This is a genomic window from endosymbiont of Lamellibrachia barhami (assembly GCF_011947365.2).
In the GTDB taxonomy this organism is placed as follows: Bacteria; Pseudomonadota; Gammaproteobacteria; order Chromatiales; family Chromatiaceae; genus QGON01.
Genome location: NZ_JAAVSH020000001.1, coordinates 28,038 through 47,939, shown reverse-complemented (window position 1 = coordinate 47,939; position 19,902 = coordinate 28,038). Strand labels below are relative to the sequence as shown.

Here is a 19,902-nt window from a genome sequence, read left to right as displayed (position 1 = left end):
CTCATGAGTGACCGCGAGCCCACTTTTGTCCCCTGCCCTACCTGCGGTAAAAACGTCACTTGGGGAAAACAATCACCCTGGCGGCCCTTCTGCAGTGAGCGCTGTCGCCTGATCGACCTTGGGGAGTGGTTCGACGAGAAGCATAAAATTCCTTCTGAAGAGACGTCATTCGACGAGGACCTTTCGGAGCATTAGTTGTCAGCTTCGTGCTCGCCGATCCGTTTCCTGAACGCCTCAGCTTCATCGTAGAGTGCCCTCACCTCATCAGAGTTCGGCCCCTTCTCTGTCAGGAACTCCTTGATGGCATTGCAATGTCCCAAGGCGTCGTGAACTTTACCCTCTTCAAATGATTGTTCAGCCTTGGTGAAGTGAAAATGGGAGACGCACTCCGCACGCTGCATAGCCAACTTCTCTACATGTTCGCGAACCACTTCTGCCGGTGTCCGGTGCAATAACCCCCCCTCCTGCAGAAACCCCATCAGCTCGCCAAATGCATCGACCACCTTCTGCAAGTGCGGTTTGTCGAAGATATTTTGACTCTGTGATACCACTTCTGCTGAGGCCAGAGCCTGCCCGATCTCGCCAATCAGCTTGTCGATCCCTTCGTAACGGCGATCCACCCCCCTGATGGCCTGATAACGCGCCAACATATCCTTCTGCAGCAGTTGCCGCGTCTCGGCTGGAAATGGACATCCCGAAAGCCGATCCAGCAGATCCTCCACAAGATCCACACCTCGCAGCAGGCGCTGGATCTTCATTCGTTTCTGCGCCATGTGCACCTGATAACGATGAACTATGCTAGCCAGCATCAGTGCCGCGATCAGTAATCCGCCAAGGACAAAAATCAGGTTCATAACTGTAGCAATCCAATCCTGAAAACTTATCTGTTAAATAGCGCTGTTATTGTGCCAAAACATTGTCTGCCCGACACACTATTTTCCGAAGAAATGGGATCCTGCCATGCTTGCTCCGAAAAAATCCTCACCACTTGTCTGAGCCGGCTGCACCTTCCCGGTCTTCAGCGACGATTCGCCCGACTTTGAATTACGCTGGCACAGAAAGCCCACAACCGGCACAATCGAATAAGCGAATCACAACGATTATGAGGACAAAGCACCATGAACTGGCCACTCCTGGTTATTCTCGTCCTGGCGGCATTCCTGCTACTGATGCCACTGCTTACCTATCTCTCCGCCCGTCGCAGTGTCGGGAAAAGCGTGGCAGTATCAGGTAACGGCCCCGATCTCCCCTCATCGCGACTGGTCTATTTTTACAGCGCGCATTGCGGTCCCTGCCGCCAAATGACGCCGATCATTGACGAAATGGCCAAAAAACATGAGAAAGTCATCAAATATGATGCCAGACAAGCGCCAGAGACGGCTGCCGCCTACGGCATCCGCGCCACGCCGACAACAGTCCTGGTAGAGGACAATGTCATTACAGAGGTCTTGGTGGGCGCCAAATCACAGAGACAACTTGAAAAACTACTACAGAGAATCAGCTAATGCGGGCATTGATCATCCCGGTTACCGACTTTCAGCAGAACTGTACGCTGCTATGGTGTGAAAAGACCCTGGCCACCGCCATTGTCGACCCCGGTGGCGATATCGAACGAATCATTGAAGCAGTTTCTGTCCATCAACTGAAACCACAACTGATCCTCATCACCCACGGACATATCGATCACGCCGGCGGCGCAGCAGCACTGGCCAGAAAACTGGATATACCTATCGAGGGTCCACAGCAGGACGACCGATTCTGGCTCGAAGGCATGCCCGATCAGGCGGCCATGTTTGGTTTTTCAGCCGTGGAAACCTTCGAACCGGAACGCTGGTTGAAGGATGGGGACCGTGTACGCTTCGGCGAAGTGGAGCTTGAGGTTCTGCATTGTCCGGGTCATACACCAGGGCATGTCGTTTTCTTCCACCGTGAGAGCAAACTGGCGCTGGTGGGGGATGTGCTATTCCACGGATCGATTGGCCGAACCGACTTTCCGCGAAGCAACCATGCAGCGCTGATCCATTCGATAAAGGGAAAACTCTGGCCCCTGGGAAGTGCGGTACGCTTCATCCCCGGCCATGGCGCTGAATCAACTTTTGGTGAAGAACGCCGCAACAATCCGTTTGTTGCAGATTAGGTTTTAAACCGGCTTACACTATCCCTGCGCACCTCAAGGCCACATAACCCTTGTCACACACCCGCCGGCAGGTATTGAGCAGGATACCGGCGGGAGTGCATCCACATTCGCATCGCAACCAGGCAGTACGCCTATGCCGGTAAGCACAGTATCTACTGACATCCAACTCCGCCGATTCTGAGGAAAGGGGGTCTCGCTACTATCTACCCAATCTGAAATCAGCATCAGAAATGCAAGCACCACCACTCAGCCCATCGAAATAGGATATAAACATCAGCTTTCTCTAATAAATTCATATAGTTCATAGTTTTGCATTGATTGACTGCATGACGTACTATCCGCCAAATAATATTGGGTGCTCATATTTTTCCAATAACAAGTCAGCACTCGTAGATCAGGCAGGAGAGATCACCGTTTTCTGCGATACCTAAAACAAAAGATTGAGGATGGAGTATGTTTCGCAACAATGCCAGCGGTAACGCTGCGGGCAAAGTATCCATTGTCTTCGTAGGCATCATCTTCCTCGCCGGCGTCGTATTTACCGGACTCTTCAATGTGGGCCTTGGATTCACAAACGAAATGGACTTCTGTACGAGCTGCCACTCCATGAAAGTAAATTTGGAAGAGTACAAAGAGACAACGCATTACAAAAATGCCTCAGGGGTACGGGCCACCTGCGCGGACTGCCATGTTCCCAAACCGTTCATACCCAAGATGGTCGCAAAGGTAATGGCATATAAGGATGTCTTGCATGAGATCCTCGGCACCCTCGACACCAAAGAAAAATATGAGTCCCACCGCTGGGAGATGGCTAACCGGGTTTGGGATAAGATGCGTAGTACGAACTCCCGCGAATGCCGAAGCTGCCATGACTTCAGCCAGATGGATCTGAGCGAACAGGATCGCATCGCCCGTAAGCGTCACGCAAGAGCGGAGGACGAAGGCAAGACATGTATCGACTGCCACAAGGGCATCGCACATGAGGAGCCGGATGAACCGGAAGAAGCCACCGAGGAAGATAACGACAAGGCATGATCAGCGCATTGAACCCGGAACAGTCACGGTAGAATCATGAAGAAAAACAAGCTTGCCGCAATACTGCTTGCGCTGCTCATCTCAACTCCAGTCCTCTCCGGTGACAAGGAGATGGCAAAAGAGTTGAGACTGGCCGCCATTGTCGGTGACACAGACGTCATCATTGAACTTCTGGATAAAGGCATTTCGGTCGACACCGCCAATAAATTCGGCAAGACCGCTCTCATGATGGCGGTCGAAAACGACAATTTCGAAACTGTCGTCCTGCTGCTGAACCGGGGTGCTCAGGTCAACTTCCGTACCCTCGCAGGCTGCACTGCACTTACTGTTGCAGCCGAAAACGGGCATCCGGCACTTACCGCAATGTTGCTCGAACGCGGCGCAAATATACATGATCGCACCCGGGCCGGCTGGGACTCAATGATGATTGCCGCCCGTTACGGCATCACGGACATGGTAGAACAACTTCTCTTCAAGGGGGCCGATCCCCACGCGTCGGACAAGCACGGCAGAAACGCTCTCATGATGGCGGCGAGAAAAGGTCATACGGATACCGCCGAAATGCTGCTCAAACATGGCGCCAACGCCGATGCCCAGGACAGAAACGGCTCCACCGCGTTGATACTTGCGGCCGACCGCGGCAACGAAGAGACGGTAGAGAGCCTGCTGAAACTCGGCGCTTCCATCGCCAAAGAAGATCGTGACGGCGCGACGGCATTGATTTGGGCAGTGGGACAAGGGCACATAGTAATCACAAAACTGCTGATTGACAAAGGCGCCAATATCAACCACGCTGATCATGATGGCATCACGCCACTGATGGAAGCTGCGAGCAGTGGCTCCGCGGATATGACCCGGCTTCTGCTGAAGCAGGGCGCCGATAAAACAATTAGAAACAGCAACGGTCGCACAGCGGCAGACATTGCCAAAAAGAAAAGAAAAAAGCATATCGTCAATCTGCTCGAGAGAGCAGGCTGATAGACGAAGTATGTGGAGGATGAGATAGCCTAATGCAACCGACTCATCTTCATGTATTTAATAAATAATAGTGTCAAGCGATGACACCCGTTTGACACCGGTAACCGGTCGTTTTCCCAACAACCTGTTATCCAGAGCATTGCGCAAGCGAAGTGGATGGAATCCACAATAAATCCAAAGAAAGTCAGGGAGTTTTCGCTAGCGCGCCAATGCAGTTGAAGTCTTCACGTAGTTTAAGATTTCAGCGCATTTTTTACTGGGATAATAATCCCTTTATACCATTGTAAGCCTGTTCAAAACCCAAAGGAGGAAACATGGCATACACAACCATTAAGAAGGCCCTGATCGGCGCACTGGCTCTCAGTGCATCTACACTGGCTTTCGCCGCTGACAAACCCCTGATGATGGGCGCCAGCGCAAAAATGATGTCCGACACCTGCGCCGGTTGCCATGGCACCAACGGCGCCAGCGTCGGTCCGGCTATCCCCAGCATCGGTGGTCTCTCCACTGAATACTTTGTTGAGATCATGCAAGGCTATAAGAGTGGCGAGATTATATCCACGATTATGGGCCGCATTGCCAAGGGTTATACCGACGAAGAATTTACTGCAATGGCAGGTTTCTACGGTAAAAAGCCTTTTGTCGCAGCGAACCAGAAGTTCGATGCAGCAAAGGCCAAGAAGGGCGCCAAGCTGCACGACAAGTACTGTGAAAAGTGTCATGCAGATGGTGGAACTGACGCTGAAGACGATTCCGGTGTCCTCGCCGGCCAGCTGGTACCCTACCTGAAGTGGACCCTGGCTGACTATAGGGCGGGCGACCGTCCCATTTCCAAGAAGATGAAAAAGAAACTCAACAAGATGCTGAAGGCGAAAGGCGACGGCAGTATTGACGATCTGATGCACTTCTACGCAAGCCAGCAATAAGGGGGATTGAAAACATGAAGATTACCCGTAGAAGTTTTGTAAAAGGTGCTGGTGCAGCGACTGCTGTTGGCATGATCGGTACCCCTTTTATCGCTCTGGGCGCAAGTAAGAAGGTGGTGGTGGTTGGTGGTGGTACCGGTGGCGCAACTGCTGCCAAGTATCTGAAGCTGGCCGATCCGACCATCGATGTCACCCTGATCGAAGCCAACAAGCACTACTACACCTGCTACCTCTCCAACGAGGTTCTGAGTGGCGACCGTACCATCGACTCCATCAAGTTCGGTTACAGTGGTGTTGGCAAGCACGGTGTGAAGGTCGTTCACGACATCGTTACCGGCATCGATGCCGGCAAACGCGTGGTCAAGACCAAGGGCGGCAAGAGCTTCAATTACGACCGCTGCATCGTCGCCCCAGGTGTCGATTTCAAGTGGGAGACCATTGAAGGTTACGATGCCAATGTGGCGGAGACCATCACCCACGCCTGGAAGGCCGGTTCACAGACCGTGACCCTGCGCAAGCAACTGCTGGCAATGAAGGATGGCGGCACTGTCTGTATCTGCCCGCCAACCAATCCCTTCCGTTGTCCTCCCGGACCCTATGAGCGCGCCTCGCAGATCGCACACTACTTTAAGCAGCACAAGCCAAAGTCCAAGATCATCATCCTGGATCCAAAGCCGAAATTCTCCAAGATGGGCCTGTTCGTACAGGGCTGGAAGGATCTCTATGGCTACGGCACAGACAACAGCATGATCGAGTGGCACGGCACCCCGAAGGGTTCCGACGACAATGTGCTGACCGGCATCGACGCCAAGACCCGTACTGCGACCACCGGCTTCAACGAAGTCACTGCGGACGTACTGAACGTGATCCCCGCCCAGAAGGCTGGCAAGATCGCATTCGCTGCGGGCCTGACCAAAGGCGACTGGTGTCCGATCAACCTGCACACCTTTGAGTCAACCATTCACAAGAATATCCATGTGATTGGTGATGCCGCTATTGCAAAGGGTATGCCGAAATCCGGCTATGCAGCCAACTCTGAAGCCAAGGTCTGCGCCGCTGCTATTGTTGCGATGCTGAATGGTCAGGAGCTTGGTACGCCGGCCTACGTCAACACCTGCTACTCTATCATCGGCCCGGGCTACGGTATCTCCGTTGCGGCAGTTTATCGTCTGGCTAAAGACGGCTCCAAGATCACCAAAGTCTCCGGCGGTCTGACACCCAAGGATGCCTCTGCCGAAATGCGGGCCCGCGAGGTGCAGTACGCCTACAGCTGGTTCGACAACATCACCAACGACATCTTTATGTAAGAGATGAACCACAACCGTCAGGGATGACGGCTGAGGACGTTTTCACAACGATCCTTTCAAAGGCGGAACCCTCGGGTTCCGCCTTTTTTATTGGGAGAACAAACAACCCCCACTGCAAACGGGCGGGTTATTAAATTGGGGCGGCGCCCCTACTAAAACAGACATAAAACCGCACGGATAGAAAAGGCGGGTAAACCCGCCTTTTATTGCTACAAGCTTCATCGCGCATCGAGACTACTTGGGCCTGATCGGCCTTCTCATATCATGAGACCGTTGCTCGATCGCATAACCACCATAAATCTTGGATGATCTGGAGTATTTCGGGAAATCCGGATTCTGCCAACCCGCCTCGGCAACCTTATCCGTCGGCGGCTTCAGACGAGAGGAGTAGTCCATCACCGCCATGACATCCCGCATGGTAAAGCGGCGGATCTGTTTGACCATCTTGGGATCGGCGTTTCTGCGACGACCTTTTTTTATCCACTCGAACTGACGCATCAGATAGCGGTAGTGCTGGCCGTAGATCGCCGGTATGTGCTCAGCCTTATCACCCTGACCATTGTCACCATGACACTCTGTGCAGTTCTCTTCATAGAGTTTCCTGCCATGTTTAAGATCATGCCCCGAACCCGTGCCGTTGTTGGGAGTCATAGGCAACAGCGCAATATAGGCGGCAACATCAGCGATCTCCTGTACACCGCCCAGCAGGCGGGGCGAAGTAAATGGCCGCATCGTTGGATTGTCGCGGTTGCGGGCGCGGATGTCGGCAAGCTGCTTGATGATTACCGTTTTCAGTTGACCTGCAACCTGCGGATAAGTGCCGCTTTCATGCCCCCACCCCTCCGGCGTATGGCAGACCGCACAAATCTCATACACCTTCTTTCCATTTTCAAGATTTGGCTCTTTAAGGAGTGCCGCCTCGTACTCCTCCATCGCCTTTTCCGACGTCCCTGCCGCAACAATTCCCGCTGCTATCAAACCAAGAAAAACAGCCCCTGTCTTTAGCAAATATCTACTCATCGACTTCTCACGCGTTTGTGTGATGAACGGGCTTGAGAATAGCCTTTTATTACATATCAGGCAATCTTTCATCGATGGTTTCTCTAGCGTCAATACGCCTCTTGATTAGCATTTGATAATTATCTTAACCATTGATAATAAAGGGAAAATTGAACTATCATCCGACATCTGCCAGAATGCCGCACAAGCCAATACCTGCTGAATATCCGCTTATTGTCGTGCTGATTAATAGGGGCAGATGCGGCAAATACAAAAGCAATAACAACGCAATTAACAGCTAACCTCATCCCTGATGAGCTGAAGGAGCATCCCATAACAACGAAAGAACTGGGATCGAATCTGCGGGATCAAGCGCTTTTTCTCGAAAACTTAACGACTCATACACAAACCCTGGAGGCTCGTTCATGAAACGGCTATTGCTGACACTTCTCTTAACACTACCGTTCGCTGCACAGGCAGTAGACATGGAAAACGGTAAAAAACTCAGCCGCAGCTGTGCGCTCTGCCACGGCCAGCTGGGACAGGGTACACCCGGTCCCGCTTCCCCGCGTTTGGCAGGAACACCTGCCGGCTATATGGTTCAACAGGTGGAAGCCTACATCAACGGCGACCGTCCAAACCTGCGCATGGTTATTACCGCATCCCTGCATTCACTAAGCGAGGATGATATCGACGATATTGCCGCCTACTACGAAAGTATCAACCTGAACAAGGTTGCCCCCGGGTTGGGTGCGATTCCACAATGGCCGGGCAATATTGCGCAGGGAGAAGCAATCTACGGGGAGGAGTGCAAAAGCTGCCACCGTAAAAACGGCATGGGGAAATCCCGCAAAGGCATACCTGCCCTGGCCCTGCAATATTCCCAATATCTCTTCCGTCAGATCAAGATGTTCCAGTGGCGCAAACGGGTTCACGACGACGAGCCTGATGATGATACGTTCGATAATTTTTCCAATCAGCAGATTGAAAGCATTCTGGCTTACGTCTCTTCGCTGGCGCCCAACAACAAAAGATAACGTTATCGACAGCGTTACCAAGCAAATATAACCATTTACCGGAGTACCTTAATGAATGCACTGAAAAACCTTTGGTTTTTGCTGGCACTGGCGATCACGATCCCCACTACCGCTTTGGCAGCCGATAAGTCAACGATGCCACAGATCAACATTACAGACATCAAACAAACCGTTGTACAGATGAGCCTTCAAGATGGCATCACGCGTGAAGATGCGATACAGGCATTGATGTCCCGTGCTGCTGAGATCAATCTGAAGTTCGTTGCCCGCCAGCAAGTTTCGAAGGAGTTGCAGGCACGTGGTCTGAAGACGCCCTACCTCGACATCTTCCAGTTCTGCAACCCGGAAGACGCCCGCAAGATGATTATGCATGACCCCATCTATGCGGCCTACATGCCCTGCCGTATTGCCATGGTTGAGGACAAGAACGGCAAACTATGGTTGATGATGCTGAACCTGGATATGCTGATCAACAGCCAGATGCTGCCCGCAGAACTGACCGAAATCGCCATCCGCGTCAATCAGGCCATGCTTGATGTGATGGTTGCCGGCGCTACAGGCGAATTCTGATTCTTGCCGGGGTCGGAGTCAAATTTGACTCGGGCCTCTCATTTGGACAATAAAAACGGCGCAAATGCGCCGTTTTTTTATGGCCCACTGGGCCAAAAACAATAATCCCACCCGCTGTTATTTACAGATAGTTTCCGACAGATTGGCCTGAAAGATGGCCTTGTGTATGTCGCCCAGACTCAACATACCGACGAGTTTGCCGTCTACTGCAACCGGGATGCGTCGAAACTTATGCCGTACCATTACGGTGGCGGCACGTAATATGTGCATATCCGGATCGATGGTAACAACCCTGGGGGTCATCAGATCAGATACCTTCAGGTTCACCACATCCTTGTACTGGCTCATCATACCGTCGTAATCCGGTGTAGCCATTACATCCGCAAAATCCTCCAGCTTTGGAAACATACGGTGCAGAACATCCTTCTCCGCAATGATACCCATCAGTTTTCCATCTTCATCCTCAACCGGAAGGCCGCTGTAGCGAAACAGGCACATCAGTGAGACCACTTCCAACAGTTTGGTATCAGGTGTCACCGTCTTCGGTGATCTTGACATAATGTCGCTAACCAGCATCGGGAAACTCCTCGTCAGACGCTAATAATTATTCTTTAACACTCTGAAATTCACGCCTTTGCCGGAACGGACAAAATAACCAAACAAGGGCACTACCGCTGGATTCCAGATATGCATACCTTAGCGCCACTCACGACGCAAACGATAAAGATACGCAATCCAACAGGCAAAGCCAACCACTATTAATAATTCATGATTGGCTGATTATTCAGTCGGTACCTGGTGCGAACTTCGGAAACATGATCTTCACACCATCGCCAGGGGGACGGTGAGCACACTGTCCGCCACATCAACCAAACGCCGTCGACGCTCTCTGGCGAGTGACAGCAGTTTGGCCCTTGCCTCTTCCTCGGCGATACCCAACCTCATCATCAGATGACTGCGGGCACGGTCGATACGATAACTCTCCGCCAACTTGACACGTGCACTCTCCATAGCCTGCGTCAGATTCCGCAACCGCTCAAAACCCGCAATGGCCGCATCGACAATCACACCCAGCTCTACTTGCCCGATTGTGCCGACTTCATAACAGGTCACACCGGCATTGATCGCGCGATGAATCAGATGGCCATCCCTGTTGCGACTCAACATTACCACCGGCAGAGCCGACACCGAGACCACAACCTCCAGCGATTCAAGCAGCGATGAAGAGGGGGTGTCCACATCGATCAGGAGTAGATCAGGCTGCTCACGCAGCACCCAGGCAAGAATGTCGCTATTGGGACGGACAACGTCGAGGAGACGACACCCTGCCTGGCCCAGATAATCCCGAAGCTCCAAACCCGATAAAGGATTTGCACTAACATATAGAATCGACCGCTTTTCCAATTCCCCATCTCCATCTTTATTTGGAATATTGCTCAGCATTCATTGCTGCATCGTTATCTGTTTTCGGCAACACAGGGCAAATCTATACCTTGTTCAGGATGTTATTTCCCGATTCACGGATCAAATCATGATCCATTTCACACCCCCTCTGACCTGCCAACCACCCACATGTAATAAACGCCCCGCCGCGATTTGCCTGTCCAGGAGTCGCAGCATGCATTTCGTGGCGGGTTATCTGTTTCCTGCCGGACACTAAATATTTTTTGTCCCTATTTCCTCACCTTTAGTCCTCGTCTGGGGATAAATCTCACACACAGCACTAAGCGGATGATTTTCAAAATAATGCTTGTTCTGGATTAAAAGTTATCCACAACCTGCGCACAACTTACACAAGCTTATACCCACTCCAATCCACAATATATTGTGGTTGACACTTGATATTTTACATATATATTGTGTTTAACAGATCATTTCATATCGATCACAACGGACACAAAAACGGCCTGTGCGTTGCACAGTCAATAAAGAATGGACGCTGTAGGAACAGAACAATAGTTATTAAACATTTCTTTCCAGTACCTACGAAAAACCGGGATTGCCCCCCGTTTTAAAACTGAACCCGAACAAGTGTGTCTGCCCGACACAGCCAGGAGGAGACATGGTCACCGAAGCCAGCCAGGATGACGTTGCATCCAACACCCTACCGCCGACCGTCCAGCAATCACTCGCTCCGGAAACCGCTTCTGGCAACAGCAGTGCGTTCCAGGTCATCCGTCGCAACGGCAAGGTCACCCATTTTGATGCCAGCAAGATCTCTGTCGCGGTAACCAAGGCCTTTCTCGCGGTCGAGGGTGGCAGCGCGGCTGCTTCAGGCCGAATCCACGACACTGTCAAGGAACTTACCCATCAGGTTACGGTTGCCCTGACCCGCCGCACGCCAGCTGGTGGAACGGTACATATCGAGGATATCCAGGATCAAGTGGAACTGGCCCTGATGCGCTCCGGCGAGCACAAGATCGCCCGTTCCTACGTGCTCTACCGCGAGCAGCAGAATCAGAAGCGCGCGGAAGAGGCGGCACAGAAGGCGGCTGAAGGGGGTCTGCCCCCGGAACACCTGGTCAAGATCACCATGGCTGACGGCAGCATCCGTCCGCTGGATATCAGCAGGCTTCGCTCTCTGGTTGAGGAGGCCTGTAACGGTCTGCAAGAGGTGGAGGCCGAAGCGATCCTGGACGATACCTGTCGCAATCTGTTTGACGGCGTAAAAGAGGCCGATGTCTCCCAGGCGCTGGTAATGAGCGCACGCACCCTGATCGACCAGGAGCCCAACTACTCCCAGGTCGCTGCCCGCCTGCTGTTGGATATCCTGCGCCGCGAGGCACTCGGTTTCCTCGGTCAGGAGAACAACGTCGGCACCCAAGCCGAGATGGGGGCACGCTACAGCGACTACTTCAAGTCCTATATCCATCGCGCAGGGGAGCTGGAACTGCTCGACACCCGCCTCGGTCAGTACGACCTGGAACGACTCGGCGCCGCCATCAAGCCGGAACGCGACCTGCAGTTCGCCTACCTGGGCCTGCAGACGCTCTACGACCGTTACTTCGTCCATAGTGAGGACGGCGTGCGCTTCGAACTGCCTCAGGCCTTCTTTATGCGCGTCTCCATGGGATTGGCAATCAACGAGATCGACCGTGAAGACCGGGCCATCGAGTTTTATGAACTGCTCTCGTCTTTCAGCTTCATGAGCTCCACGCCGACCCTGTTCAACTCCGGCAGCCTGCGGCCACAGCTCTCCAGCTGCTACCTGACCACCGTGCCCGACAACCTGGACGGCATCTACAGCTCCATCAAGGACAACGCCCTGCTCTCCAAGTTCGCCGGCGGCCTGGGTAACGACTGGACCCGTGTGCGCGGTCTGGGCGCCCATATCAAGAGCACCAACGGCAAGTCTCAGGGGGTGGTTCCCTTCCTCAAGGTGGCCAACGACACTGCCGTGGCGGTCAACCAGGGCGGTAAGCGCAAAGGTGCAGTCTGCGCCTACCTGGAGACCTGGCACATCGACATCGAGGAGTTCCTGGAGCTACGCAAGAATACCGGTGACGAGCGCCGCCGCACCCACGACATGAACACCGCCAACTGGATCCCGGACCTGTTCATGAAACGCGTGGCCGAAGAGGGCGACTGGACCCTGTTCACCCCCAACGAGACACCAGATCTGCACGACCTCATCGGCAACGACTTCGAAGCGGCCTACAACGCCTACGAAGAGAAGGCGGCCAAGGGCGGGATCAAGATCTTCAAGACCGTGAAGGCGGTGGATCTGTGGCGCAAGATGCTCGGCATGCTGTTCGAGACCGGCCACCCCTGGGTGACCTTCAAGGATCCCTGCAACATCCGCTACACCAACCAGCACATGGGCGTGGTACACAGTTCCAACCTCTGCACCGAGATCACCCTGCACACCAACGATGCAGAGATCGCGGTCTGCAACCTGGGTTCGGTCAATCTGCCTGCCCATGTCGATGCGAACGGCCTCGATCTGGCGAAGCTGGAGAAGACCGTCACCACCGCCATGCGCATGCTCGACAACGTTATCGACTACAACTACTACAGCGTGCCTCAGGCACGGAACTCCAACCTGCGCCACCGCCCGGTTGGGCTGGGCATCATGGGTTTTCAGGATGCGCTCTACAAACAGCGCATCCCCTACTCTTCGGAGCAGGCCCTCGACTTCGCCGACCGCTCCATGGAGGCGGTGAGCTACTACGCCATCCAGGCCTCTTCAGACATGGCGGCCGAGCGCGGCCGTTACTCCACCTACGAAGGTTCTCTGTGGAGCCAGGGCATCCTGCCCATCGACTCGATGAAAAAACTCAAGGAGAGCCGCGGCGACTACCTGCAGGTCGACGAAAGCCAGACCCTCGATTGGGATCACCTGCGCCAGAAGGTGACCACCCAGGGCATGCGCAACTCCAACTGCATGGCCATCGCACCCACCGCCACCATCTCCAACATCTGTGGTGTGAGTCAGTCCATCGAACCCACCTATCAGAACCTGTTCGTCAAATCGAATCTCTCCGGCGAGTTCACCGTGGTCAATGCCTACCTGGTACATGACCTGAAAAAGCTGGATCTGTGGGACGAAGTGATGGTCAACGATCTCAAATACTACGACGGCAGTCTGCAACCCATCGACCGCATCCCGGCGGAGCTGAAGGCGCTCTACGCCACCGCCTTCGAGATGGATGCGCGCTGGCTCATAGAGGCGGGTTCCCGCCGCCAAAAATGGATCGACCAGGGCCAGTCCCTCAACCTCTATATGGCGGAACCCTCCGGCAAGAAGCTGGACAACCTCTACAAACTGGCCTGGGTGCGTGGACTCAAGACCACCTACTACCTGCGCTCCATCGGCGCCACTGCTGCGGAGAAGACCAGCGTGGTGTCCATCGGTGACGGCGGCCAGGTCAATCTGCTTGGCAGTAACAGCGAAGCACCCAAGGCCTGCTCTATCCTCGATCCGGAATGCGAGGCGTGTCAGTAAAGAAGGTTAAAGGCGAAAGGTTAAAGGCCTTGTGTCGCTGACGCGACAACCTTTTTGAATATGTAGGAGCGGCGCCGCTCCTACACAAAATACAGAGTTAATGCCGTTACTCCGGCGTGGGACTCATTCATCAAGGGGATGAAAACAATGCTGAACTGGGACGATCCATTGGCAGCGCCGGTAGCGACAGCCAATCCGGCGCCACTGGCCGAGGCAGCCGTTGATGACGAGCTGCAGACACAGGAAGCCATTGTCGCAACCGCAACAACGGAGATGCCGGCCGAGGCATCGATGAATCTGGATATAAAGCCGGTCAACCCGGATGACAAACGCGTCATCAACGGTTTGACCGATATCAACCAGTTGGCGCCGTTCAAATACCCCTGGGCCTGGGACTATTTCCTCAACGGCAACAAGAACCACTGGACGCCGCTGGACATCAACATGGCGCAGGATGTGCACGACTACCACCACAGCCTGACGCTGGAGGAACGGCATCTCTACGAGAACGTACTCTCCTACCTGACCACCTCCGACATCCTGGCGATGCGCAACATCGGCCTGGCGGTGATGGAGAAGATGTCCGCCCCCGAGCTGCAGATCTACCAGGCCCGGCAGGTCTACGAAGAGGCCCTGCACACCTGGACCTACCAGCACTGCATCGAGACCATCGGTCTCGACCAGGGGGAGATCTACAACCGCTATCGCGTGGTGCCGGAGATCAACCGCAAGATCCAGATCACCAACCGCCGTCTCTCCTCGATCCTGCGTGCCGACATCGATCTGCGGGATCCCGATGAGCTGCAGAACTTCGTCATGGCCTATATCTTCTTTGCGGGCATCTTCGAAGGTTGCTGGTTCTACAACGGCTTCAGCCCGATCTTCGCCCTGCAGCGCCGGGGTCTGATGAAGGGCACTGCGGAACAGCTGCAGTACATCATGCGCGACGAAGTGATGCACGCCTCATTCGGCATCCGCGTGGTGAAACAGATCATGTATGAAGAGGGCATACAGCTCGATCCCAAAGCGGTTCGGGAGATGTGGGACGAGGCGCTGGAAGCTGAGACAGGATATGCGGGTTATATCCTCAAGGATCCGATCCTCGGTTATTCGAAAGAGGATCACATCGAGCAGTTCCGCTTTATCGCCAACCGCCGGGCGCGGCAGCTCGGGATGGAAGAACCCTTCCCCGGTGCCGAGAATGCCCTGCCCTGGCTCGACGAGCAGGCCAACCTGCGCAAGGAGAAGAACTTCTTCGAAACCCGTGTCACCGAGTATCAGGCCGGTGGCGCGCTGAACTGGGACTGATTAGTAGTCAAGGAGTCATACCGGCAGGGATGCCTTTTTGAATCCGGTGAAGTGCAAATATCTTGCTTTTCACCACAAACAAGCCCAATCTAGCTACCAATGACGGTAAAGGGGAAATTGTCATGTTGTGTTCGCACTGCTCGTCCATGATGGTACAAACAGAATCCCTGCAGGATGCCACCACCGAACAGTCACGTTATGAGTGTCCTGTGTGTAAGCGCACGCACCTGCAGACAAGGCAACTGCATGTGGAGGCATCTCCTCCGCGTCCGGCCCACACCCACCACTTTCCGGGCGGCGTCGAGCGCACCACTCTACGCTGACCCCACGGCAAGCAGGCCAATCTCCTGAAGGGATCAGGCGAACCAAGCGACCGGTTCAGTGGGGGAACCCCGCCGCATAGCGTTCAATCCACTCTATTGCCGCCTCTTCACCGGTAAGCCGCCGCCCCTCTTTTTTCAACACATCCTGTTTGTACTGTTCGATGTGGCAGACCTGCTCTACCATGCGCAGGGCAAACTCATCACCCGAATCTTCAAATCTCACGCCAACCTCATAACAGTCTTCCAGCGCCTTGCACCAAACCGTTATCCCTGAGGCATGGAACTCCGGCGGCGTTATGGAGATGGCCACATGGATGACAGTGCCGGGGGCAATCCAATGATTTGCGATAAAGCAGAGCCCTCCGTCACTGATGTTTTTCAGACAATCATGGTTGTCAGCGACAATCTCACCCAAATCGAAATCGATGGGTATGTCGGATGGATGCCGAATGAAGTGGCGCATGCTGAATCTTGCTTGCTCGTACGAAGGCCTATTCTCCAGCCGGTTCCTCTCTTCCCCCCGCTGGAAAAAACATATTGCTCAATGGGTATCTACCTTAAGGAAAGCAAAGCTTGGGACGATTTTCAAGGTCAGCATTTTAAGCAGGCACTCATCACTGGCTCATGGGAATATCCGTCTGAAACAGCCGCCACCAGATGCCCCAAATCAGGGCACTACCTCACGCCACTCCTCCACTTATCCCTCAAGAGAGCGGTTAAATCACCGAAGCATCTTCCGAATACTGAATGTCAGCACCAGGGGCCATAACGCCCAATTGAGCAGTGAGATGATAATTCCTACATCTTTTGGTTTTAGTGAACTGTTTAACCAGCAATCCGGTTTGCCTGTTTCAGACTGTAGAGGAGCATCACGTTTTGACTTTTCGTCTACCTCCTGCAGATCACTGGAGCCTCTCAAATGAGGTGACGTTTTGCAGAACAGGTGCAGGCCTGACTCCTCTGCCAGATCCCATTCATTCCGGGCCACAAGCCCAATGATAGGAATATGATAACGCAGCGATATAAAGAACGGCGTTGCGTCCTGCCATATAACCGCCGGTGGTATTTTGAGGGGAGCAAGTCCCTCTGCAGCACGCACCTCACGATAAGCGAGGCTGGGCTCGAAGTTTTCACGCGTACCATAGAAGGGCATCATCATCCCCCAAACCACACCGATGATCAGAAGAAGTCGTAGCGGCGTAGTGCCGTAACCGAGCAATAGGGCAAAGGGCAGGTGCAGAAAAATCCCTCTCAGAGACTCCAGGGGAAGACGAAAAAACCACCATTTACTGCGCCAGGCATCCCGCCACACCTGACGGCGCGCGCGCCACTGGGCAGCACGATATATTGCATTGGCTTCACTCTCATGCCCCGCATTCCGAACGGACTGTTCCGACCTCACATAGGTGTCGCGCCTGAACATGGGATCACAGGAGAGCAGCGTCTGAAACTTGTCTGTCTGCTCATAGTTGCGGATATCCCAGGCACGCACCGACAGATCCTGCAGATGCAGTGGACGGGGAAAACGTTCTGTTCTTCCACCGAAAAGACGCCACCGCTTATGTTCTTTACTCCGTGCCTCGATTCTCAATTCGCCAAGTTCGGCCGATGTCAAACGCAGGCCAATTCTGTCGATATCACACTCTTTGAATGTTTCAGCATCAAAACTATTGTATGAAATCACAAACCGAAACGCTTTCAGATACCTGAAGTCGGCCGCGCCTGGGATGTTTACACTGTCCGTAACATTAAACTCATCATTGATGGCAAAGAGTTCAACTTCACCTTGTGCCTGTAGCCCTCTCGCCACCACACAGCCGACCTTGACTCCATCAAGAAGTTCGTTTGCATACTCAGCATCCGGTCGTTCCGAGATAAGATCCAGGCCCGTTAGATCGATGTCGTTATCACAACGAACCATGGTCAGGTCAAGATTTGCAGCAGTCGCACGACGTAGTTTCGTATCACTGTCTGGCAGGCGATCCCGCACGACTTTTGGCGTTTTATACGAGGCAAGCAGTGTTGTCCGCGAACGAAAGGCGATATCACCGGCAATGTGGCTATCGTTTAACCTGATCACTCCGGCCACTGTAACATTGACAAAATCACATTCACCACGGATGTTCGATTGGCATATTTCAAGATGCCCTCCAACAAATGCACCTTCGGTAAGAAAATCAATCGAATGATTTATGCCGCCAGCACTATTGTTATACTGCAAGGTGCTGCGCCAGAACAGAATATCACCTTCAATGTCGGAGCCATTGATGAAGAGCCCTGGAGCACCTTTAGTATGGTCCACGCCGGTCACAACGAGCAACGGCATTCTCACATCGCCATGTATTCGCGCATTTATCAGCACCAAACCGCCGAGAATACAGGGGCCGGTATCAGCAGGGGTGGGGTATTCGAATATTCCTAGGACAATAGTCCCTGATTCCAACGAAAGCAGATTTAGCTGACCATCGACACGCGTACTCTCTATCTCTAAATGCCCGGATATTTTTGCCGCTGCAAAATTTAGCGTTCCACAGACCACAGTATGTGCGGCCACACTGATACCATCATCCGCCTGTTTCATGAAAGGTTTTATAAATACGCTACTCTCGAAAACCGAACCCCAGCAGGATAAGCTACCAAGAACTTGCAACCCGGCTATATTGACCGTTCCTTTAACCCGAATATTGGTTGCGCTGACACTTCCTCTGACCAGGGACTCTCGATAAGCTCCGTTCTTACGATAAAGTGCTCCATGTTGCGCCCAGCAGCCAAAATTAAAATCCCCACCAATCCTTGCATTATCGAGAGTAACAGCATTTATATTCTTGGGATTCGGCGAGTTGATTTCACATCCACGAATGCTCGCATTCCGCTCTACCTGAAGGCCCTTTGCCAGAACTATACCGTGGACCGTAGTGCGATCCAAAACAAAATTCCCTTCAACCTGCAGCCCATTCAGATTAAGCGAAACTGCATCCAAAAGACGTGCTCCCCACAAAGAGGGCATATCCAAAACATCCACATCATCGAGAATAAAATCCCCAACAACCCTGACATTTCGAAAGGCAACTGTTTTTGAGAATGTACAACCGGAGAAGTCTGCGCCCCCTTCAAACTTCGTACCGGTAAAGTCGACTTCACCCTCAAAACAGGTATACAACGCCCGCATTGGAAAAGTTACGCTTTCTCCACGAAACTGGACGGCGCCGCGTACACGCTTATGTTCAATCTCAGCCATATCGCCCCGCTTTAGCGCTGCGACAAACATATCCGCGTCGATAATCTCGTTCGAAACAGGCATGGATTCAGTCATTATCTTCTCAAATAGTATTCTGGTTATGGCAACACAAAATTTCGAGGGAGACGCAGGAGAAAATGCGTCTTGGTAGTAAAGAGTTCCGGCACCATACCCATGCGGCCCATCACCGACGTATCATCATCCATAACGACACTCCCATCTGGATAGACATGAAAACATGCATGAAAAAAGGTATCTGAATAGGTTAGAAAGGCATCTGCAACCATAAAGTCCTTGCCAGGGTCACTGGCCGGCCAGATCCGAATCGGTCTTATCGTATCCGACAGCACATCGCGCTGATCTTTTGAGTGACAGCGCCACTTGGCATCGTCTATCGATTCCACAATATGAAACAGGCCTTCATCACCATGCACCATGTCGCAAAAGAAATCGAGATACTCCGTAGCAGTTGTGCTGTTCAGATTGAGTTTGTAAGCAGCATTTAGCTTATGAAGCGTGGCCGACATACCATTGAGTGGCACAAGGCGGTCAACACCCTCAGGAACTTCCGAATCCGCGATTGCAAAAAGCATCTCAGTTCGCCGGGGATAGCCTCCCCGTCGGTCTACTATTTCGTAATGCCTGTGTCCGTTATAGAATGAGAGTGTCTTGCGTAAAACACGCAATTCATCCCCTATCTCATCTGTCCAGGGTAACTGCGCCCAGGCATCAGGAATGTGATAATCGAGACAGCGTTCGTTTATATATGAAAAAAGTTCTCTGGCTTCACCCCTCAAGGCATCATCTTCAGATGGCAAAATCTCAACCCAGGGGCGCTCGGAACAACGTCGCTCAAAATTCTTCAGTGATTGAAGCGAGTCTTCGACCTCGTGAAAGATTTTGGGACATCCCAGTCCCCAAAATCGACTCGGCCTTCGACAACCTATTAGTGCCCCGGTCGTCCCGGTCACTGACACTACGCGACAACCTCGCAAGCTCGTTGCCGCTCCGTAGTCAGCTCCCGAGATGACTTGACGCCGTGTTCGGATGCCTACTTTGCTTCCCCTCTGGCGCGCTACGCGCACGACGGGTAAGCAGT

At 53.1% G+C, this 19,902-nt stretch carries 19 protein-coding genes; 12 read left to right on the top strand and 7 right to left on the bottom strand.

The features are described from left to right. Positions 1-3 precede the first annotated feature (3 nt). Positions 4-195: a DNA gyrase inhibitor YacG gene (yacG, locus tag G9Q73_RS00190; protein ID WP_177417950.1), complete on the top strand. Its 192-nt coding sequence runs from the start codon at positions 4-6 to the stop codon at positions 193-195. Here the strand turns inward: yacG and G9Q73_RS00185 are convergent. Further along, entirely contained in the window at positions 192-854 is a 663-nt protein-coding gene (locus tag G9Q73_RS00185) for a pyruvate-flavodoxin oxidoreductase (protein ID WP_177417949.1), read from the bottom strand. The genes yacG and G9Q73_RS00185 overlap by 4 nt on opposite strands. Before the next feature lie 264 nt (positions 855-1,118). Between G9Q73_RS00185 and G9Q73_RS00180 the strand changes: the two genes are divergently transcribed. The 6 genes from G9Q73_RS00180 (at position 1,119) to G9Q73_RS00155 (ending at position 6,383) form a co-directional block, all read left to right on the top strand. Then, positions 1,119-1,505, top strand: a complete 387-nt coding sequence (locus tag G9Q73_RS00180; protein WP_177417948.1) for a thioredoxin family protein — start codon at positions 1,119-1,121, stop codon at positions 1,503-1,505. Continuing rightward, a complete protein-coding gene (locus G9Q73_RS00175; RefSeq protein WP_177417947.1) occupies positions 1,505-2,137 on the top strand; it encodes an MBL fold metallo-hydrolase in 633 nt (210 codons plus the stop codon). Before G9Q73_RS00180 ends, G9Q73_RS00175 begins: the two co-directional genes overlap by 1 nt. Positions 2,138-2,590: 453 nt before the next feature. Beyond that, entirely contained in the window at positions 2,591-3,172 is a 582-nt protein-coding gene (locus tag G9Q73_RS00170; RefSeq protein WP_177417946.1) for a NapC/NirT family cytochrome c, read from the top strand. Between the two features lie 36 nt (positions 3,173-3,208). Continuing rightward, positions 3,209-4,150 carry an ankyrin repeat domain-containing protein gene (locus G9Q73_RS00165; protein WP_177417945.1) on the top strand — a complete coding sequence of 314 codons (942 nt, stop codon included), beginning with the start codon at positions 3,209-3,211 and terminating at the stop codon, positions 4,148-4,150. A 314-nt stretch (positions 4,151-4,464) separates the two neighbouring features. Then, positions 4,465-5,076, top strand: a complete 612-nt coding sequence (locus G9Q73_RS00160) for a c-type cytochrome (RefSeq protein ID WP_177417944.1) — start codon at positions 4,465-4,467, stop codon at positions 5,074-5,076. A gap of 14 nt (positions 5,077-5,090) precedes the next feature. Continuing rightward, positions 5,091-6,383, top strand: a complete 1,293-nt coding sequence (locus tag G9Q73_RS00155) for an FCSD flavin-binding domain-containing protein (protein WP_177417943.1) — start codon at positions 5,091-5,093, stop codon at positions 6,381-6,383. A 234-nt stretch (positions 6,384-6,617) separates the two neighbouring features. Here G9Q73_RS00155 and G9Q73_RS00150 read toward each other — a convergent pair whose 3' ends face one another. Continuing rightward, positions 6,618-7,403 carry a c-type cytochrome gene (locus G9Q73_RS00150; protein WP_177417942.1) on the bottom strand — a complete coding sequence of 262 codons (786 nt, stop codon included), beginning with the start codon at positions 7,401-7,403 and terminating at the stop codon, positions 6,618-6,620. 404 nt (positions 7,404-7,807) lie between these two features. Here G9Q73_RS00150 and G9Q73_RS00145 point away from each other — a divergent pair, with 404 nt between their 5' ends. Continuing rightward, positions 7,808-8,419 (top strand): c-type cytochrome, encoded by a 612-nt coding sequence (locus G9Q73_RS00145; protein ID WP_177417941.1) that lies wholly within the window; start codon positions 7,808-7,810, stop codon positions 8,417-8,419. A 51-nt stretch (positions 8,420-8,470) separates the two neighbouring features. Then, positions 8,471-8,989 carry a DUF302 domain-containing protein gene (locus G9Q73_RS00140; RefSeq protein WP_177417940.1) on the top strand — a complete coding sequence of 173 codons (519 nt, stop codon included), beginning with the start codon at positions 8,471-8,473 and terminating at the stop codon, positions 8,987-8,989. A 117-nt stretch (positions 8,990-9,106) separates the two neighbouring features. Here G9Q73_RS00140 and G9Q73_RS00135 read toward each other — a convergent pair whose 3' ends face one another. Together G9Q73_RS00135 and G9Q73_RS00130 are read right to left on the bottom strand one after the other, a co-directional pair. Next, positions 9,107-9,565, bottom strand: a complete 459-nt coding sequence (locus G9Q73_RS00135; RefSeq protein ID WP_177417939.1) for a CBS domain-containing protein — start codon at positions 9,563-9,565, stop codon at positions 9,107-9,109. Positions 9,566-9,811: 246 nt separating this feature from the next. Then, on the bottom strand, positions 9,812-10,432 hold the full coding sequence (locus G9Q73_RS00130; protein ID WP_177417938.1) for an ANTAR domain-containing response regulator: 621 nt from the start codon (positions 10,430-10,432) through the stop codon (positions 9,812-9,814). 619 nt (positions 10,433-11,051) lie between these two features. Between G9Q73_RS00130 and G9Q73_RS00125 the strand changes: the two genes are divergently transcribed. From G9Q73_RS00125 to G9Q73_RS00115, 3 genes are all read left to right on the top strand, one after another. Continuing rightward, the gene (locus G9Q73_RS00125; RefSeq protein WP_177417937.1) at positions 11,052-13,934 is read left to right on the top strand and encodes a ribonucleoside-diphosphate reductase subunit alpha; all 2,883 of its coding nucleotides are present in this window, start codon (positions 11,052-11,054) and stop codon (positions 13,932-13,934) included. Positions 13,935-14,072: 138 nt separating this feature from the next. Then, positions 14,073-15,242 carry a ribonucleotide-diphosphate reductase subunit beta gene (locus G9Q73_RS00120; protein WP_304956536.1) on the top strand — a complete coding sequence of 390 codons (1,170 nt, stop codon included), beginning with the start codon at positions 14,073-14,075 and terminating at the stop codon, positions 15,240-15,242. A 146-nt stretch (positions 15,243-15,388) separates the two neighbouring features. Then, positions 15,389-15,565 carry a hypothetical protein gene (locus G9Q73_RS00115; RefSeq protein ID WP_177417936.1) on the top strand — a complete coding sequence of 59 codons (177 nt, stop codon included), beginning with the start codon at positions 15,389-15,391 and terminating at the stop codon, positions 15,563-15,565. Positions 15,566-15,620: 55 nt separating this feature from the next. On the opposite strand, the gene G9Q73_RS00110 is transcribed toward G9Q73_RS00115, so the two are convergent. The 3 genes from G9Q73_RS00110 to G9Q73_RS00100 all read right to left on the bottom strand — a co-directional run bounded on the left by G9Q73_RS00110 (position 15,621) and on the right by G9Q73_RS00100 (position 19,396). After that, complete coding sequence (locus G9Q73_RS00110) at positions 15,621-16,028, bottom strand: PilZ domain-containing protein (RefSeq protein ID WP_177417935.1); 408 nt, start codon at positions 16,026-16,028, stop codon at positions 15,621-15,623. Positions 16,029-16,286: 258 nt separating this feature from the next. Beyond that, positions 16,287-18,725, bottom strand: coding sequence for a pentapeptide repeat-containing protein (locus tag G9Q73_RS00105; protein ID WP_177417934.1), 2,439 nt, complete (start codon positions 18,723-18,725; stop codon positions 16,287-16,289). Between the two features lie 176 nt (positions 18,726-18,901). Further along, entirely contained in the window at positions 18,902-19,396 is a 495-nt protein-coding gene (locus tag G9Q73_RS00100; RefSeq protein ID WP_177417933.1) for a hypothetical protein, read from the bottom strand. Positions 19,397-19,902 lie beyond the last annotated feature (506 nt).

Bases quoted from the DNA above. Each gene is read 5' to 3' on its own strand.
- yacG (WP_177417950.1), top strand. From the start codon at position 4: ATGAGTGACCGCGAGCCCACTTTTGTCCCCTGCCCTACCTGCGGTAAA.
- G9Q73_RS00185 (WP_177417949.1), bottom strand. From the start codon at position 854: ATGAACCTGATTTTTGTCCTTGGCGGATTACTGATCGCGGCACTGATG.
- G9Q73_RS00180 (WP_177417948.1), top strand. From the start codon at position 1,119: ATGAACTGGCCACTCCTGGTTATTCTCGTCCTGGCGGCATTCCTGCTA.
- G9Q73_RS00175 (WP_177417947.1), top strand. From the start codon at position 1,505: ATGCGGGCATTGATCATCCCGGTTACCGACTTTCAGCAGAACTGTACG.
- G9Q73_RS00170 (WP_177417946.1), top strand. From the start codon at position 2,591: ATGTTTCGCAACAATGCCAGCGGTAACGCTGCGGGCAAAGTATCCATT.
- G9Q73_RS00165 (WP_177417945.1), top strand. From the start codon at position 3,209: ATGAAGAAAAACAAGCTTGCCGCAATACTGCTTGCGCTGCTCATCTCA.
- G9Q73_RS00160 (WP_177417944.1), top strand. From the start codon at position 4,465: ATGGCATACACAACCATTAAGAAGGCCCTGATCGGCGCACTGGCTCTC.
- G9Q73_RS00155 (WP_177417943.1), top strand. From the start codon at position 5,091: ATGAAGATTACCCGTAGAAGTTTTGTAAAAGGTGCTGGTGCAGCGACT.
- G9Q73_RS00150 (WP_177417942.1), bottom strand. From the start codon at position 7,403: ATGAGTAGATATTTGCTAAAGACAGGGGCTGTTTTTCTTGGTTTGATA.
- G9Q73_RS00145 (WP_177417941.1), top strand. From the start codon at position 7,808: ATGAAACGGCTATTGCTGACACTTCTCTTAACACTACCGTTCGCTGCA.
- G9Q73_RS00140 (WP_177417940.1), top strand. From the start codon at position 8,471: ATGAATGCACTGAAAAACCTTTGGTTTTTGCTGGCACTGGCGATCACG.
- G9Q73_RS00135 (WP_177417939.1), bottom strand. From the start codon at position 9,565: ATGCTGGTTAGCGACATTATGTCAAGATCACCGAAGACGGTGACACCT.
- G9Q73_RS00130 (WP_177417938.1), bottom strand. From the start codon at position 10,432: ATGCTGAGCAATATTCCAAATAAAGATGGAGATGGGGAATTGGAAAAG.
- G9Q73_RS00125 (WP_177417937.1), top strand. From the start codon at position 11,052: ATGGTCACCGAAGCCAGCCAGGATGACGTTGCATCCAACACCCTACCG.
- G9Q73_RS00120 (WP_304956536.1), top strand. From the start codon at position 14,073: ATGAAAACAATGCTGAACTGGGACGATCCATTGGCAGCGCCGGTAGCG.
- G9Q73_RS00115 (WP_177417936.1), top strand. From the start codon at position 15,389: ATGATGGTACAAACAGAATCCCTGCAGGATGCCACCACCGAACAGTCA.
- G9Q73_RS00110 (WP_177417935.1), bottom strand. From the start codon at position 16,028: ATGCGCCACTTCATTCGGCATCCATCCGACATACCCATCGATTTCGAT.
- G9Q73_RS00100 (WP_177417933.1), bottom strand. From the start codon at position 19,396: ATGCTTTTTGCAATCGCGGATTCGGAAGTTCCTGAGGGTGTTGACCGC.